Origin of the sequence: Sneathiella sp. P13V-1, from assembly GCF_015143595.1 — a bacterium.
In the GTDB taxonomy this organism is placed as follows: Bacteria; Pseudomonadota; Alphaproteobacteria; order Sneathiellales; family Sneathiellaceae; genus Sneathiella.
This window is the reverse complement of record NZ_WYEU01000002.1, coordinates 282253-298094: the sequence shown is the minus strand read 5'-3', so window position 1 is coordinate 298094 and position 15842 is coordinate 282253. Positions and strand designations below refer to the sequence as shown.

The window sequence follows — 15842 nt, the reverse complement described above, 5'->3', positions numbered from 1 at the left end:
GAATTAAAATGCCCCAACGTCCAAGGCGTCAGCAAAGCCTTCCCCGTATTTAGGAGAGTTTTCCGAGCTTTTTGCAACCTCAACGAAAACTTGAGGATTATCGGAACGTAGGTGCCATGCCATAAATTCGACAACCGGCACCAATACGTAGAGAACCCGGATGATATCCAAAAGCACCAGAAGCAGAAAACCACCGCCAATCATCACGACAAAGGTGATGGTTGAAGGCGCAGTGATTAACATCAAACCTACATAAACCGCTATGGCAATGGCCAATATGGAGAAGGCTTTTCCTGCAATTCCCATTACCCGTTTAAAAGCATATGACGTTGGCACATCAAACGAAAAGCTTGCATCGTCCAGCATCGAATTTGCAACCAAATACTTGGTTTCGATGATCCGCGTGACAATCAACACCAGCCAACCGATGAGAATAGCAACACCCAGAAGAATAAAATACCATCCGGGTGCTTGATCATACGCCTGCTCTGCGTATAACTCAGGATCCTCAATCGCGGCAATATTTCCAAAAACCATATAAGAGGCCACACCCAAAACTATCGTAATGACGACTGAAGTCAGGATCTGGGGAATATAAATGGAGAACATTGATTTCCAGTTTCCGCGGAAACTGAAGTCGGCTGCACCATAACTCATGTGATCTATTTGATACTTACTGAGTTTATAACGCTGAATTGGATAAGCGATCCCAAATGTCACCATGGTAATAAACGTCCACATCACAGCAATTGACGCGTATCTTAAAGCCGCTCCTCGCTGGTAGAACCGAACAGTTCGAAGAGATGAACGGCTCATCCGGTAACGCCAGAGCCGATACCGTGCAAAATTCCATATGAAAAACAGAAGTGCATAGTTAAGTATGGCGGTTACAATCGCAAAACTTGGAGAAGCCGCATTTAGGAAAGCAAAGGCAAGCTCCAATGCAATAAACGCAATACTTAGCAGCACCATGGCAATCACGAAACCGATAAACAGCTCCATGGCTGTGCCATGATATGTTAAACGTTCACCATTGACCCGAACGCCCTGCCACAAAATTCTGCGAAGATGGGTCTTTCCAGCAAACCTGTAAAAACCTAACGTCAACAACCCAAATATCTTGTTTATCCACAGCCTTTTAGAAATTGCCGATTTATCAAAACCGGTTTCCACAAATTGTTCCATGCCACCCCTCAGTAGATTGGATATTGTTCTTAGTTATTACATTTCGGCTCTTCCAACAGTTCCAACTCTGTCAGTTTTCCGTTTAGGGAGAAATCCCGATAATTCATTTTCAGTTGATCCCCGACACCATTTTCATAAATTTGAAAATGAATGCTGTAGTCAGGCTCATCCTTACGGTCTCTCAGATCAAAGAAAGACATCTGAATGGGCCAATAACGCATCTTCCCCATACCACTTTGCTTGGCCACCTCACTTCGCTGACCGCCCTTTTTGGAAATAATCGTCAAAGAGTCCTGAAGTCCGTCCATATTGCTGCCGTCAAAAATTCTGGCGGAGATAAGCGGCAATCCGGCTTTAGCTGCATCCAGCACTTTGTATGTATGTGTCATCGGAAACATCACATCCTTGGGTAGCTTCATTTCAGTTTTGTCTTCGTCATTAAAGGTAACTTTGTTTTCGCTACCATTTGCCGTGGCAAAACCATCGAACATTTCAGCTACTCTGCCATTAATGGTGTCACTTGACGTAAAACGCAGCTGATCGCCGTTTAGGCTCTCCCATGCAGAGAAATTAAAATCTGAGACAACACCACCGCCATCCTGGCGCTGAATATCAACAAGCATTCGCTGGCGAGTTACGAACCCATCACATTCTTTTTTGATTTCCAGAACAATACGTCCGCGGGCATCAAGAACACCGCCGCCTTTTTTCATCTGATTAAGCGACAAATCATAAACTGCACGATGAGAGGCAAGCCCCTGCGTTGCGGCTTCTGAAGGCAAACTCATCAATACAAGAGCCGCAGTAAGGCCGCCCCCAAACGCTCTAGAAAATAACCCTCTCTTCTGTTCTATTTTTGATTGCATATCGTCAGCCTAATCTTTTCCTTGGTCTATTACAATAATCCACTTTGATCAAATGGGCATCTTTTACTTGGCTTTAGGTAATTATTGCCGCCCAACCTCAACTTATTCCGGTTTTCATCAGATATGAAAAGACTAAGCTCTTATTTTTATGTGTTTTTTTCAAGGCAGAGCAATTGGCATGGGAAATGCAAATGATCCTGCACTGGCAAGAAATGCCAAAGGATCAAGTATCACGGAAAGTACGCAAAGCATACTTCCCAAGCAGGAGTAATTAGATGTCATCAGATCTGTTTGCTACAGCCGCAGGGTTTTCATCAACCCCACATGCGCCCGAAAGTGAAATCATGCCTTATCTGGAAGATTTGGCCGACAAGATCAAAACCAGATCTCACATTCAGGAAAGCGACAATAAGGCTTATTGGAATCTGATTGACCGCGTCCTTGCCTATGCGGCAAGCGCCGAACAGCATATCGCTGAACAGCAATCCAGAATTAAAGAGCTTGAAAATCTTTCAACGACAGATGAGCTGACAGGCCTTGCAAATCGCAGAGCGTTGAAATCCCACCTACAACGTGTTCTTGCCTCTGCAACTCGACACGAAGAGACAGGTGTCGTCGCTTTCGTAGACATGGATTTCTTCAAGGAAATCAACGATCAGTTTGGCCATGACACAGGTGACCAGGCTCTCAAGACAGTTGCCCGCATCTTAAAAGAAAACATGCGCAACACAGATTTCGCCGCCCGTTTAAGCGGAGACGAATTTGTCTTCGTTCTGGAAAAAGCTGATATTGAACAAGGCAAAATGAAAGCTGAGCTCATTCGCAAAACGATATGCGAGACAACATTGCCGGTACGCGGAAAAGAGATATCTCTCTCAGCAAGCATTGGTGTCGCCTCTTACGACAAGAACAGTGAAATCAATAGCATACTAGGTGAAGCTGATAAGGCGATGTATATGGATAAGGCCGAGCGCCGCAAATGCGGCACCTGATCTAAACTGCCAAGTGATCCAGATAGGCGCTACTCTCTTTCAGGGAGAAAAGCGCCTTTGGTGTCTTAATGCCGCGCAGAACATGCTCTCCCAGCGGCACGAAGTGGCTTCGGCAATAAACTGCTTTTTCCACAAAATCACCAGATAGAATGATCGGTGTATCCAGATCACCGCATTTGCTTTCCATACGGCTCACTTCATTGACGGCACTTCCCACGACAGTGAAGTCGAGGCGATCCGCAGATCCCACATTGCCGTACATGACATCCCCAATATGAAGGGCGATATCCAGCTCCATGACCGGGGCACCAGCGGCACGGCGCTTTTCATTTAAATTTTGAATGCGCGTGAAAATATTTTGGGTCGCCATTAAGGCACTGCGGCAGGTGTCTGCCTCCTCTTGCCCCATTAACGGAAAAGTCGCAAGCATGCCATCCCCCATAAATTTGAGCACTTCACCACCAAATTCTGCAACTGGATCCGCCATGCGTTCCAGATACTGATCCAGAATACTGACAAGATCCTCTCGCCCCACATCATCGGCGAGATTGGTAAACCCTCGTAGATCCGCAAATAGTAATACGGAGGAAACTGTTTTGGACTGACCGCGATGGATTTGCCCTGCCAGCACTTCCCTTGCCGTAATACGTCCCACATAGGTTTCAAGCACAGTGCTGGCCACCTCAAAGGAAGCAACAGCTTTGATGGCCAAGGCAAACAACGGAATGGCTTTTCGTAATATTCCGAAATCACGCGTTGAAAAGCCGCCTGACGCCTCCGAGGCCCAAGAGGTAATCATCCCCGCAGAATTGTCCATCGGATTGTCTTTAAGCTCCCAACCAAAGTCAAACATCTGGCTAAACCAGTCTGTCATTCCTTCATTTTTAAATTCTGCAAGCACAGGGAAATCAATTTCAACGTTGCCTTCAAGTGGGCGATGCATGAAATTCATGTTATTGCCGAGCATGTAGAAAAATGGGCTGGCAAACCAGCCCTCTCCCGGCTCCTCAGAATGCAAATGTTGAGTATTGGTAATAATCCCCTTACCTTTGCGCCACGTATACATGAAGGCGCTCACTTGCGGGTGAATGGTCGTCACAGCAACATTACCCCGACACACACTAATGCCAAGATCCGCCAGACGTTCGCAAAATTCTTCAAGCAATTGAACAACCGAAGCATTTCCCATTCCTGAGGAAATCAACCACGAAAAGAGGGATTCTTCTTCATTTTCAGGAGGAAAATGATCACAGGGGTTGGGACTGGTTTTAACTGCTTGATCCATTTTGGAACTTTCACCTACTGAATTGCAATTACAATCAGATATAGGAATGATAGCCGGGTTTGAAAGACAGAATTTTGTCCAACTCAGCATAATGTTTGAGATTAAACAATTATCTCTGGAAATTTTGACGTATTCCGCGATAATTGACCGCAACAATACACAAAGGCTGCTTAAGAGTATGTAAGCGAGGATACAATGTCCCAAGAAATAAAAAAATACTGGAAAAATTATATTGATGGTCAATGGGTTGATGCTGCCAATGGGGAGCGGATTATCGTTGAAAACCCGGCAACGGCCCAACCTCTTGCAGAGGTAGCCCGTGCAACGGAGGCGGATGTCGATCTCGCTGTTGCCGCCGCCCGCCGCTGTTTTAATTCTCGCGAACTTTACAATATGCGCCCCACCAACCGCGGTGCGCTCATGTTTGAAATCGCACGTCATATGACGGAAATGGCAGACGAGATTGCCCTTGCCGAATGTCTGGACAACGGAAAGTCTCTGAACGGCGGTAAAAATGAAGCGCTGGCGGCCGCCCGCTACTTTACTTATTACGGCGGCCTTGCTGACAAACTTGAAGGACGCATGATCCCATTGGGTGCTGATTATGTGGACTACACGATCCCTACTCCGTTTGGTGTGTCCGCACAAATCGTGCCTTGGAACTTCCCACTACAGATCGCCGCTCGCTCAGTTGCCTGTGCGCTGGCAACTGCAAATACTGTTGTCCTGAAATCGCCAGAACTCTCCCCGCTTTCAACTTATTTTATCGCAGAAGCTTGCGAGCGTGCAGGTGTCCCTAAGGGCGCCGTCAATATCCTCTGCGGCTATGGTCATGATTGTGGCGCATCGCTTGTCTCCCACGATGATGTGGATCACATCGTCTTCACCGGATCACTGAAAACAGGTCAATTTATCTTGCGGGCCGCGGCAGAACGTGTCCTTCCTTGTGTTATGGAACTTGGTGGTAAATCCGCGGGTATCGTCTTTGAAGACGCGGATATCGATCAGGCAGTAAATTCAACAGCCGCCGGCATTTTCTCAAATGCCGGTCAGGTCTGTTCCGCTCAGTCCCGTTTGATTGTTCCTAAGAAAATGGAAAGCGAGATTCTGGAGCGCCTCGCCGCTAAAGCTGCGACCTTGAAAGTGGGTCCCGGTATTGATAACAACGATATCACCCCAGTCATTTCCGCCGCCCAGGCTGACAAAATTCACGGCATGTGCGGTGCGGCGACACAGGCTGGAGCAGAAGCTGTTTGCGGCGGTGGCAAAGCAGACATGGAAGGTCACTTTATTCAACCAACCATCTTTGGGTCTGTAAAATCAGACATGACCATTGCACAGGAAGAAGTTTTTGGACCCGTACTTGCTGTCCTGACTTATGAAGATCAGGAAGAAGCGATCCAGATCGCCAATGGCACAGACTACGGTTTGTGCGCAGGTCTTTACACCAAAGATCTTGCGACCGCACACTGGGCCGCAGACCAGCTGATTGCCGGTCAGGTTTTTGTGAATGAATGGTTTGCCGGTGGCATCGAAACTCCATTTGGTGGTATGAAAAGATCCGGATATGGTCGTGAAAAAGGGCAAGAAGCGTTGCTCAATTATGTTCAGACCAAAAATGTCGGCATCCACATCACAGGTGGTGGCGGCGGACGTCCGGGCGGCTAATTAATTCGAAGGAGAAAATGAATGGCAGGGATCATTGATGCACGTATCGCAGAGCTGGGATTAACGGTTCCAGAAGCCGCGGCACCTGCGGCCAACTATGTGCCTTATACGGTTTCAGGCAATCTGGTTTATGTGTCTGGTCAGGTACCGTTTGTTGATGGTCAATTGGCCTTCCAGGGTAAAGTCGGCGCTGATTTTTCGACCGAGGAAGGGGCGGAATGCGCAAGCATTTGTGCGCTCAATATCATTGCACAGGTAAAAGCTGCATGTGGTGGTGATCTGGACCGCGTAGTCCGCTGTGTCAAACTGGGCGGCTTCGTTAACTGTGTTGATGGGTTCGGTGAACAGCCTCAGGTGATTAACGGCGCATCCAACCTGATGGTAGATGTATTTGGTGATAAGGGCCGCCACGCCCGCTTTGCGGTTGGGACAAATGCGCTTCCAATGAATGTTGCTGTTGAAATCGATGCCATCTTCGAAATCAGCTAATCCTTCTATTCCGCGTTGGCTGACCGAAAACCCGATCGCCCATCGCGGATTACACGATATAGAAAAAGGCGTGCCAGAGAACAGTCTGGCCGCCTTTTCTTTGGCATGTGAACAAGGCTACGCCATCGAACTGGATTTGCATCTTTCCGCAGATGGTCATCTTGTGGTGATCCATGATGCATCACTACAAAGGACAGTGGGTATTACAAAAGATGTCAGCGCTTGTCCCTTAAATGAGCTGATGCCGCTAAAGCTTGAAGGTACAGAAGAAAAACTGCCCAGCTTTCGACAAGCCCTTGGCCTGGTTAGAGGCAAAGTACCTTTGGTCATTGAGTTAAAAACAGGGGACACAGATCCAGAGCACTATATTTCCGTCTTGTTGTCAGAGCTTGAAGGTTATGAAGGCAACTATTCCGTTCAAAGTTTCAATCCATTTCTCTTGCTTGCCTTAAAACGCCGCGCCCCTCAGATAATCAGAGGCCAGCTTGGAATGCAGGACCCACCGGAACATCTCAGTCTCCGAAATAAAATGGTCATCAAAAAGATGCCCTTTAATTTTCGAACCAAACCCCACTACCTTGCATATCAAACTAAAGGAATAACAGCTCGCCTTAGAAAGAGAGCGGATCGTGCAGGTATTCCTCTTTTGGCGTGGACTGTTGATAGTAATGCGGAGTTGGAGATAGCTAAAGCAATGGCAGACAACATTATCTTTGAAAAAATAACTCCCCCAAAATTTGCGCGTTGAAAGTTAAAGCGGAGCGCGTATCTTAAAATTCATGTCTGAACAGTATAGCCTGCATACCTGCCAACAAATCACTGAAATTCCAGCATCAGAATGGGATGCCTGTCAGGAAGATGATCATCCTTTCACACGCCACGCCTTTTTGAAAGCGTTGGAAGAAAGCGGCTGTGCAACCGCAGAGACAGGCTGGATGCCCTACCACCTTGTTTTAAAGCAAGGTGAAAAGATCAGCGCCGTCGCCCCCATGTATGTGAAAGGCCACAGCCAGGGTGAATATGTCTTTGATCATGGTTGGGCGGATGCCTATGAACGCGCTGGCGGACGCTATTATCCAAAACTGCAGCTTTCTGTGCCTTTCTCCCCTGTAACGGGGCCTCGATTCTTGGCACCTGCCGGCCCTGACCAAATGAAACAAAAAATGATGCTGGCTGAAGGCGCCAAAGAAGTGGCAGTGAAACTGGGGCTGTCATCGGTTCATACAACCTTTATGCAAGATGAAGATCTTAGCGCCGCGAGAGAGATGGGATACCACACCCGAGTTGGAGAGCAATTCCACTGGGTCAATGAAGGCTATGAGGATTTTGATGATTTCCTATCAAAACTCTCTTCTCGAAAACGTAAAAACATTCGCAAAGAACGCAACGCTGTTAAAACGCTTGATCTGGAATTTGAAAGCCTAACCGGTGATGATATCGAAGAGCGGCACTGGGATGCTTTCTACGAATTCTATATGGATACAGGCAGCCGCAAATGGGGCCGCCCATACTTAAACCGGACTTTCTTTTCCTTACTCGGCCAAGCCATGGGGCAAAGCATTCTTCTGTTCATGGTAAAACGTGAAGGTCGCTATATCGCTGGTGCACTGAACCTGTTTGGTTCTGAATGTCTGTACGGTCGGTATTGGGGATGCGTTGAAGACCACCCCTTCCTACATTTTGAAACCTGTTATTATAAAGCCATCGATTTTGCGATTGAAAAAGGCATTGATCGCGTGGAAGCGGGTGCACAAGGCCCGCACAAGCTAGCCCGTGGTTATTTGCCTGTGAAAACAATGTCCGCGCACTGGATGCAGGACCCGGGTTTTCATGATGCTGTTGGAGATTTTCTGGAAGCGGAAAGTCGACAAATGGATGCTGAAATCAACTACTTAAAGCAACATTCTCCGTACAAGAAATCTTAAATCCCTCTTGCCTTCTCATCGTCCAGTTGCATTTTTTAGTAAATTAGGGTATGGTCAACTTGACGTTTACGTAAAGGTAAATCAAAAAAATAATAAATTCAGACAGGGAAACGGGAGAAACTCATGTCAGGACAGATAACACTCGATCCGATATATAACGCAGTCCCATCAGACGATTTTCCAGCAATGTTGGATGTAAACCGCTATGGTGATCGCACAGATGCGTTTGATAAGATTATTTCCGCTACACATGACCACTTCTGGGACCCGTTAGATACGGCCTATCTGGATTACAACACCCCATTTGATATCACTAAAGAGCTGATTATGCCCAAGGATACCATTCCTGAGCTCAATTCAGCTGTTGCTGACAAACTGGATGAAGGGCAACAAATCTTACTTGGCAATGAAAGTGTAAGATGGGGAATTTCAGGTATCCTGCACGGTGAGCAAGGCGCCCTGTCTCTCAGCGCCAGTCTTTGTCACATTCTTCTGGATCCAGGGGCGCAGGAATATGCGTCAAATCAAACTCGTGAAGAAGCCCGCCATGTGACAGCGTTCAGCCGGTATATTCAGGTGCGCTTTGGTAGTCCCTACCCTGTTGGTAACGCGTTGGGTGGATTGTTAAAAGAACTGGTTGCAGCAGAAGAAGTGTACAAAAAGCTCGTTGGAATGCAGATGCTCATTGAAGGCCTTGCTATGGGGGCATTTGCAAGTTTCCATTCCAAGACAAGTGATCCGCTTCTTAAACGCCTAACCCAGCTTGTCATGACAGACGAGGCCTTCCATCACAAGTTCGGTAAAATCTGGGCTGATCGTACAATCCCGAAACTCAGTGAAAAAGAGCATGAGATCGTTGAGGATTGGGCGGCTAAATGCTTCGAAACCGTTTTGTTTAATCTGATCAACATCCGCCAGAAGCAGGTGATTTACGAACAGTTTGGTCTGGACTGGGAATGGGTTCGTGATGCGTGCCGCGAAGTCTACACAGACCATGACCGCCGGGACGCGCTAAAAGAGTCCACGAACATCTTCCGCGTTCTTGTAAAGACTCTCCTGAAATCTGGCATCATTACTGATCGTACCCGTCCACTTTATGCACACTGGATCGATATGGATGAAATCGACGGTGAAAGTGAGGATATGGTAGGCTACGCCATCGCTGACGAAGGCATCGAATACCTGAAAAGCATCAATGAAGGCCGCAGGGTGATCGGTCAGAAGTAAAACAAAAAAGGCGGGATCATCTCCCGCCTTTTTTTATTAATCGACATTCTCGCTGTCTATTTTACTGCCCTTGGAGCCATTTTCCACCTTTTCACGCCGACTTATTTCCTCAGCGCTTTCGATATCAAATTTAAGCTCTCCTGCTTTCAGGCCGATCTTCACGTGACCGCCCTTGGCGAGTTTTCCGAACAACAGCTCTTCAGATAGCGGCTTCTTGATACTGTCCTGAATGAGGCGCCCAAGCGGCCTTGCACCATTGAGTCGATCATACCCTTTTTCCGCAAGCCAAGAGGCCGCAGCATCTGTCAGGGACAAGGTCACATTGCGATCTTCCAGCTGTGTTTCCAGTTGCAGAACAAATTTCTCGACCACACGGGCGACCACTTCAGTTGGCAACGCTCCAAACGGAATAATAGCATCAAGACGGTTTCTAAACTCTGGCGTAAAGAGGCGCTTGATCGCCTCTTCATCTTCACCAATGCGCTCATCACTTCCAAAGCCAATCGCCTGCTTACTCATTTCAGCGGCACCAGCGTTGGTAGTCATAATCAAAACCACATTGCGGAAATCAACCTTCTTACCGTTATGGTCGGTCAGCTTTCCATGATCCATAACCTGCAGCAGAATGTTGAACAGATCCGGATGGGCTTTTTCGATCTCGTCGAGCAGCAATACTGCGTGAGGTTGCTGATCCACAGCATCGGTAAGCAGACCACCTTGATCATAACCAACATATCCAGGAGGGGCACCGATCAGACGACTTACTGTATGGCGTTCCATATACTCAGACATATCGAAGCGGATAAGCTCTACACCCATGATGGAGGCGAGTTGACGCGCGACTTCTGTCTTACCGACACCAGTTGGACCGGAGAACAAATAGTTACCAATGGGTTTTTCAGGTTCACGCAGCCCCGCACGCGCCAGCTTAATGGAGCTGGAAAGCGCTTCAATTGCCGCATCCTGACCAAAGACAACGCGTTTAAGGTCCTTATCCAATTTGCGAAGGTTTTCTGTATCTTCCTTACTCACAGATTTAGGCGGTATACGCGCGATTTTGGCAACCACGGCCTCAACATCTTTCACACCAATGGTTTTTTTGCGCTTACTTTCCGGTTTCAGCATCTGCGCCGCGCCCACTTCATCTATCACGTCGATCGCCTTGTCCGGCAATTTCCGGTCATTGATGTAGCGAGCCGCTAACTCGACCGCAGCCTTGATAGCTTCCGAGGTATAACGGATTTTATGATGTTCTTCGAAATATGGCTTCAAGCCCTTCAGGATCTTGATACTGTCTGGCACGCTTGGTTCATTCACATCAATTTTCTGGAACCGGCGAAGCAAGGCACGGTCTTTTTCGAAATGACTGCGGAACTCTTTGTACGTAGTTGAGCCAATACAGCGAATGGCACCACTTGCGAGGGCTGGTTTCAACAGATTTGACGCATCCATCGCACCGCCACTTGTGGCCCCTGCACCAATAATGGTGTGGATCTCGTCAATGAACAATACAGCATTGTCCATTTCCTCAAGCTCTGTCATGACTGCCTTTAACCGTTCTTCGAAGTCACCGCGATAACGCGTTCCCGCCAGAAGGGTTCCCATATCCAGTGAATAGATAACACTTGTCAGCAAAACTTCAGGTACATCACCGTCAACGATACGGCGGGCAAGACCTTCTGCGATGGCAGTTTTGCCAACACCGGGATCACCAACAAGAAGCGGGTTGTTTTTGGAGCGGCGGCACAGGATCTGAATGGTTCTTTCAACTTCATCCTGACGACCAATCAGGGGATCGATTTTACCCTTGGCTGCTTTTTCATTCAGATTGACGCAGTAGGCATCCAGTGCTTCGGAAGATGTTGTGGGTTCCTCCTCATCCGCAGTGCGGCCATCCTCGTTTTCTGACTGAAACGGCCCGTCAATACCCCGCACAACACGCGGGATATCCTGCCCAGGTGCTTTCGCAAGGCCATGGCTGATATAGTTGATCGCATCAAGACGCGTCATTTCCTGTTTCTGCAGGAAGTAAGCTGCATGGCTTTCCCGTTCCGAGAAAATCGCAACCAGCACATTAGCACCAGTCACTTCTTCACGGCCGGAGCTTTCAACATTAATCAGGGCGCGCTGTACCACACGCTGGAAGGAAAGCGTTGGCCGCGCCTCCACGAAGCGATCCATTACGAGATCATCCAACTCTTCGGAGATAAACTCGTCCAGATCTTTACGAAGCAGCTCAAGATCGACATTGCACGCCCTCATAACTGCGGCAGCATCCTGATCTTCGGTTAGTGAGTACAGGAGATGTTCAAGCATGGCGAACTCGTGACGACGCGAGGTCGCCAAGGCCATGGCTCGATGTAAACTTTCTTCAAGGGTGTTTGAAAATCCGGGCACTATTCTTTCTCCATTGTACACTGCAGTGGATGCTGGTTATTTCGTGCAAACTCGATCACCTGAGCCACCTTTGTTTCGGCGACTTCGTAAGTGAACACGCCACAAACCCCTACCCCTTTATGATGTACATGCAGCATCACTTGCGCTGCTGTCTGCTCATCCATTCCAAAGAAGGATTGCAGGACATGTACAACAAACTCCATTGGCGTATAATCATCATTCAATAACAGGACGCGCCACATGGATGGCTTCTTAGTTTTGGTCTTGGTGACAACACCGGTGTCCAAATCTGTGTCGTCGTCAAACCTTTTGTCATTTCCACTGGTCATGAATATACGCACCAAATTCCAAGCACTCTTTATGGGTTCATAATAAACGGGACAGGATTACCCCCTCGTTAACATAGTTAGATATCCTGAAGAAAATTTCAAAAAAAATGAACAGGCTTCTCGTCAAATTTTAAATAAATACACCAAAAACGAAAAAAGCCCGGGGTAAAACCCCAGGCTTTTCCAAAAGCGATACGGTTACTCTATGAGACGCACCCTTAGGCGCGGTTCAGGAACTTATCCATATTGGCTGCATACTGTGCGCCAAAAGGTTCCATTAGCGTTTTAGTGGCATCAATGACCATTGCATTGATTTTGCCAGCTTCGCTAACGTAAGTCTCAATAGAGTTACGAGCGTATTCAGTCTGAACTTCTACGGCTTTCTGGAAATCGTCTGCATCCAGAACAGAACGTGTAGCAGTGAAATACTCGCTCACACGTGTTGTGCCAAATTCGATCAGTTCAGCGTTAATTTTTTCGCCTTTTTCTGCAGCAGCTGTTCCAGCTTTTACAAATGGCTCCGCACTTTCGTTGTCGAAGAATTTGTTTTCACCAAAAGTTTTCGCTGCTTTTTCAACTTGCTCTTTGCTGTCTTTAACAGCTTTTTCGTAGCTAGTTTTGAAAGCTTCTGTGCCAGACAGGATTGCTTTTTCAGCAGCTTCAGCACCAGACTTGAAAGCGTCCTGAAGTGTCTTGCGGTTTGCAGAAATCATTGTTTCAAATTCTTTAGTCACATCTGCTGCAGCTTCTTTTGCAGTTTCTGTTGCAGTTGTGGTCTTCGCTTTTGTATTGCTCATAAGTAAACCTTTGTCGAAATGAGAATTCAATATGCTGCATTGCAACAATATCACCTAATATATTTGAAAAATCTACTTTGTCAATACTTTTTGTGCACCGCACAATAGAGCATAGATGCAAACTTATCCATTTGATTTAATTGATTTATTTTACATATGACACATTTCAGAAAAGAAAGTTTAACAAAAAATATTTCGCGGCGCACCAGAAACCCTCAAGCCAAAAACGCCCATACCCTCCTACTAAAAATTCGTTCTTTTCATTACCTTATCTTAACAATAATGAAGGAAATTAGAGCTGAGGCATAAGCTGGACTAGTGCGTAACTGGTGGCATCGATCACCACTTAACACAAAAGATATTGTTATTTGCCGGTTTTTAATGGACAGGATTCGCTACATTTTCTAGAATCCTGAAAAGTTTTGCGTTTCAGGTGTTGCGCCATGTCTAAAGAAGTGTCTTTGAGTGCAGCTTAGATTTAATACGAGAGAGTCGACATATGCTTCCAAGCAGGGTCAAAACAGGAAATACTTCTAAAGGTTTTTCACTGAAGTCTCTTCAGGTTGCTGCTTTGGCTGCCCTTTCAATTGTCGCCACCTCTTTCATCTCACCGAACGCAGAAGCCTCCAGATATTCTTCCGTCGTCATTGACAGCCGCACGGGGCAAGTTCTCTCTTCCCGCCACGCGGACAAGAAACTTTACCCGGCCTCTCTAACAAAGATCATGACACTGTACATGACTTTCGACGCATTGAGCCGTGGCGAACTGAAAATAGATCAGAAACTTCGAGTATCAGCGCGCGCCGCAGGCCAGACCCCCACCAAACTTGGTCTAAAGAAAGGCAGCTACATTACTGTCAAAAACGCAATGCTAGGCCTGATCACAAAGTCAGCCAATGACGCCGCCACAGTACTGGCAGAAGCCATGGCTCCGACTGAAGCAGTCTTTGCAAACATGATGACGGAGAAAGCGCAGAAGCTCGGGATGACCCGCACAAGTTTTAGAAACGCAAGCGGACTGCCAAATCGGCGCCAGAAAAGCACAGCGCGCGACATGGCCATTCTGGGTGCCGCTCTTATCCATGACTTCCCTCAGTATTACAATTACATGTCCTTGCAGAGCTTTAACTACAAAGGCAAAACCTTCAAGAACCACAATAACCTTCTTGGGAAGTATGCAGGCGCTGATGGCATTAAAACTGGGTATATTAGGGCCTCTGGCTTCAACCTTGTAGCCTCAGCAAAGCGCGGCGACAACCGCCTAATCGGTGTTATTTTTGGCGGGAGAACTGCAAAAAGCCGCGACCGCCACATGCAAAAACTTCTGGATCAGGGTTTTGCAAAAATGGAAACCATTCGTCCATTTGTGATCCCGCTCCCGGTCATGCGGCCCGCGCAAATCGCCTATGGCTCTGGCCACACGCGTAGCACTGTTCAGGTTGCCTCTGCTCACCAGCGCGAGATCGTAACACCCACGAAAGAAGCCCCAAAAGCACCTGCGGTCAACTCAGCGAAAAACTGGGGCATTCAGGTTGGCGCCTTCTCCCGCGCCACACGTGCACGAGACCAGCTTGAGATGGCAAGAAATCTAACAGACGGGATGATGGATAGCGGCCTATATAATATCCGTCGCGTGACTCATGACGGAACAACTATCTACCGGGCACAAATGCATGGCTTTACAAAGGGCCAGGCAAGCAATGTTTGCAAAACGCTGCAACGCCAGGAAGTTTCCTGCTTCATCGTAACACCAGAAACTGGAAACCTCCTGAGAGTTGCTCAGAACTAACTCTGATTAGAGCGCGTTAAGCGGAATCTTCAAGTATGAGACACCGTTATCTTCTGGCTCTGGGAAATCACCAGCACGCATGTTAACTTGAACGGATGGCAAGATAAGCACTGGCATGTCCAGTTCCTTATCACGACTAGTCCGCATTTCGACAAATGAAGCCTCATCCACACCAGAGTTCACATGGATATTTTTGGCTTTTTGCTCACCAACCGTTGTTTCCCACAGATATTCACGACCACCAGGCGCATAGTCATGACACATAAACAAACGTGTCTCGTCCGACATCGCCAAAATTTTCTGGATTGATGCATACAACTGCGCTGCATCCCCACCCGGGAAATCACAACGGGCCGTTCCGAAATCAGGCATAAACATCGTATCGCCAACAAAGACCGCATCACCGATAACATAGCTAACACATGCGGGGGTATGGCCTGGTGTGTAGATCACCTCAATATCAAGATCACCACATTTGATAACTTCACCATCCTTGAGAAGTTGATCAAATTGCGACCCATCTACCGGCATCTTAGCTTCTGCATTAAAGACACCCTTGAACACTTTCTGTACTGCAGGAACGTTGTCCCCAATACAGACAGTGCCGCCCAACTTCTCCTTGAGATAAGGAGCTGCTGTCAGATGATCTGCGTGCACATGGGTTTCCAAAATCCACTCAACAGACAGATTTTTATCTTGCACATAGGCAATCACTTCATCCGCTGCGATGGTTTCTGTACGACCTGATTTCGGATCATAATCCAGCGCACTATCAATGATAGCACATTTAGAAGTCTGGGGATCAGCAACCACGTAAGTCACTGTAAATGTTGGCTCATGAAAGAACGCTTTAATTTCAGGTTTCATTTGCACCCTCGCTATTTTTTCCATCG

General features: G+C 47.3%; 14 protein-coding genes. 7 read left to right on the top strand and 7 right to left on the bottom strand.

Going from position 1 to position 15842, the window contains the following annotated elements:
- Window positions 1-3: 3 nt before the first annotated feature.
- Window positions 4-1185, bottom strand: coding sequence for a DUF898 family protein (locus GUA87_RS08410; protein ID WP_193716117.1), 1182 nt, complete (start codon window positions 1183-1185; stop codon window positions 4-6).
- Between the two features lie 29 nt (window positions 1186-1214).
- A complete protein-coding gene (locus GUA87_RS08405) occupies window positions 1215-1973 on the bottom strand; it encodes an EipB family protein (RefSeq protein WP_193716116.1) in 759 nt (252 codons plus the stop codon).
- A 353-nt stretch (window positions 1974-2326) separates the two neighbouring features.
- On the opposite strand from GUA87_RS08405, the gene GUA87_RS08400 reads away from it, so the two are divergent.
- Window positions 2327-3043, top strand: a complete 717-nt coding sequence (locus GUA87_RS08400) for a GGDEF domain-containing protein (protein WP_193716115.1) — start codon at window positions 2327-2329, stop codon at window positions 3041-3043.
- Between the two features lies 1 nt (window position 3044).
- On the opposite strand, the gene GUA87_RS08395 is transcribed toward GUA87_RS08400, so the two are convergent.
- Entirely contained in the window at window positions 3045-4328 is a 1284-nt protein-coding gene (locus GUA87_RS08395; protein ID WP_193716114.1) for an adenylate/guanylate cyclase domain-containing protein, read from the bottom strand.
- 195 nt (window positions 4329-4523) lie between these two features.
- On the opposite strand from GUA87_RS08395, the gene GUA87_RS08390 reads away from it, so the two are divergent.
- The 5 genes from GUA87_RS08390 (at window position 4524) to GUA87_RS08370 (ending at window position 9637) form a co-directional block, all read left to right on the top strand.
- The gene (locus GUA87_RS08390; RefSeq protein WP_193716113.1) at window positions 4524-5996 is read left to right on the top strand and encodes an aldehyde dehydrogenase family protein; all 1473 of its coding nucleotides are present in this window, start codon (window positions 4524-4526) and stop codon (window positions 5994-5996) included.
- Between the two features lie 21 nt (window positions 5997-6017).
- Window positions 6018-6485 carry a RidA family protein gene (locus tag GUA87_RS08385; protein ID WP_193716112.1) on the top strand — a complete coding sequence of 156 codons (468 nt, stop codon included), beginning with the start codon at window positions 6018-6020 and terminating at the stop codon, window positions 6483-6485.
- The gene (locus GUA87_RS08380) at window positions 6445-7233 is read left to right on the top strand and encodes a glycerophosphodiester phosphodiesterase family protein (protein ID WP_193716111.1); all 789 of its coding nucleotides are present in this window, start codon (window positions 6445-6447) and stop codon (window positions 7231-7233) included. The genes GUA87_RS08385 and GUA87_RS08380 overlap by 41 nt, the downstream gene beginning before the upstream one ends.
- Window positions 7234-7264: 31 nt before the next feature.
- A complete protein-coding gene (locus tag GUA87_RS08375; RefSeq protein WP_193716110.1) occupies window positions 7265-8410 on the top strand; it encodes a GNAT family N-acetyltransferase in 1146 nt (381 codons plus the stop codon).
- A gap of 123 nt (window positions 8411-8533) precedes the next feature.
- Window positions 8534-9637: a ferritin-like domain-containing protein gene (locus GUA87_RS08370; RefSeq protein ID WP_193716109.1), complete on the top strand. Its 1104-nt coding sequence runs from the start codon at window positions 8534-8536 to the stop codon at window positions 9635-9637.
- Between the two features lie 36 nt (window positions 9638-9673).
- Here the strand turns inward: GUA87_RS08370 and clpA are convergent, their stop codons facing one another.
- The 3 genes from clpA to GUA87_RS08355 form a co-directional block, all read right to left on the bottom strand.
- Complete coding sequence (gene clpA / locus GUA87_RS08365) at window positions 9674-11989, bottom strand: ATP-dependent Clp protease ATP-binding subunit ClpA (protein ID WP_227711890.1); 2316 nt, start codon at window positions 11987-11989, stop codon at window positions 9674-9676.
- Between the two features lie 44 nt (window positions 11990-12033).
- Window positions 12034-12363 carry an ATP-dependent Clp protease adapter ClpS gene (gene clpS / locus GUA87_RS08360; protein WP_193716107.1) on the bottom strand — a complete coding sequence of 110 codons (330 nt, stop codon included), beginning with the start codon at window positions 12361-12363 and terminating at the stop codon, window positions 12034-12036.
- Between the two features lie 218 nt (window positions 12364-12581).
- Window positions 12582-13160, bottom strand: coding sequence for a phasin family protein (locus GUA87_RS08355; protein WP_193716106.1), 579 nt, complete (start codon window positions 13158-13160; stop codon window positions 12582-12584).
- 499 nt (window positions 13161-13659) lie between these two features.
- Here GUA87_RS08355 and GUA87_RS08350 point away from each other — a divergent pair, with 499 nt between their 5' ends.
- Window positions 13660-14949 (top strand): D-alanyl-D-alanine carboxypeptidase, encoded by a 1290-nt coding sequence (locus tag GUA87_RS08350; RefSeq protein WP_193716105.1) that lies wholly within the window; start codon window positions 13660-13662, stop codon window positions 14947-14949.
- 6 nt (window positions 14950-14955) lie between these two features.
- Here the strand turns inward: GUA87_RS08350 and GUA87_RS08345 are convergent, their stop codons facing one another.
- On the bottom strand, window positions 14956-15816 hold the full coding sequence (locus GUA87_RS08345; RefSeq protein ID WP_193716104.1) for an MBL fold metallo-hydrolase: 861 nt from the start codon (window positions 15814-15816) through the stop codon (window positions 14956-14958).
- Window positions 15817-15842 lie beyond the last annotated feature (26 nt).